Consider the following 1,327-nt stretch of genomic DNA (forward strand, 5'->3'; position numbering starts at 1 on the left):
TGCTGTGCAGGCCGAAAATGGCCTCATCACCCACACGGCGGTTTCCGGTCCAGTCATAAACCCCGCCGGAGGGATGCCACACGTACTGGAAATCCGGCTGCATCACCATCCACGGCGTGACCTGCGCCTGATAGGTCAGTTCCAGGTGGTTTTCATTGCCCTGCACCATCGTCTGGCTGTCCCGGTCGAACTGGCGCAGCCCCGAACTGGCGCGGCCGATGCCCCAGCCCAGCCCGATCGTGTCGTTGTCACGCCCCCTGAACGGGGCCTTGAGGTTGATGCCCGCATCAATGGCGAAGCTGATCTGGTTGCGGTCCCCGCCATTGCCCGTGGCGCGCGCGAACACGCCCACCGAGCGGGGGGATGTGAGCGAGGGCCGCCAGATCATCTGGTCAATGATGCCATAGACCATCCAGTTCCCCCGGTCCCAGCGCGGCGTAAGGTCGGACTGCGTGGGATTGGCCGCCAGTGTGGCCGCCCCCAGCGAGCCGCCATGCTGGTTGTAGCGGTAATCGGGGAATTTGGCCGTATCGTAATACCCGCCCAGCTTGTAGATGCCCGGCAGGCCGGGGTCTTTGGTCACCTTGGACATGTCGTCCGGCTGGGGGTTGAGGGCGTATTGCAACTCGGTAATCAGCAGCGCGCCGGTGCCCATGTTGAACTGCGTGCCGCTGCCATCGTTTGTGGTCTGGCTGGTGGGGTCGGGGTTATAGCCGCTGATGGAGCCCGTGGCCTGCTGGATGGGGATGGAGTTGTAGCGGTTGCCCGGCGGGTTGTCGTCGGCGGCGGCGAACATGAAGGTGAACTTCTCGCTGGGCCGGTAGCGGATGCGGATGGCGGGCGAGGACAGGGGCCATGACGGCCCGCCCCCATACAGGTTGACCGAAGGCGCCATGGGCCAGCCGAAATTGGCGTTGAGGTAAAGCGAGGCGTAATCGCTGATCAGGAACTCGGTATCCAGATCCTGCTGGCCGATCTTGACGTCAAGCTTGCCCTTGAGAAAGGACTGCTGGTACCACAGTTCGAACAGGCGGGTGGAGCGGTCGGCCTCGAACCCGCTGACGGGGTTGAAGTTGGCCAGATGATCCTGCGAGATCGAGCGCCCGCGTGTCTGCAGCGCGCTGACATTGAACAGGCCGCCCTTCAGGCCAAACAGCTTTTCGGTATCGACCGTCAGGGTGGGCATGGTCACGCCGTCATAGGACGGGCCGGTGCCCGAACCGCCCGCGCCATCGTTGCCCGAGGCCGAGCCGCCGGTGCCATTGCCCCAGACTTCATCGACTTCCTGAATGTCAAAGGTAATGCCGTGTTTGTACAGCCACGGGCG

General features: G+C 63.8%; 1 protein-coding gene. It reads right to left on the reverse strand.

Annotated elements, in window-relative coordinates:
* Positions 1-1,327: carbohydrate porin (locus tag JCM25156_RS16775; RefSeq protein WP_025814032.1), on the reverse strand; the 1,327-nt coding region annotated here is incomplete at both ends.

The sequence above is a fragment of the Komagataeibacter kakiaceti JCM 25156 genome (assembly GCF_000613305.1).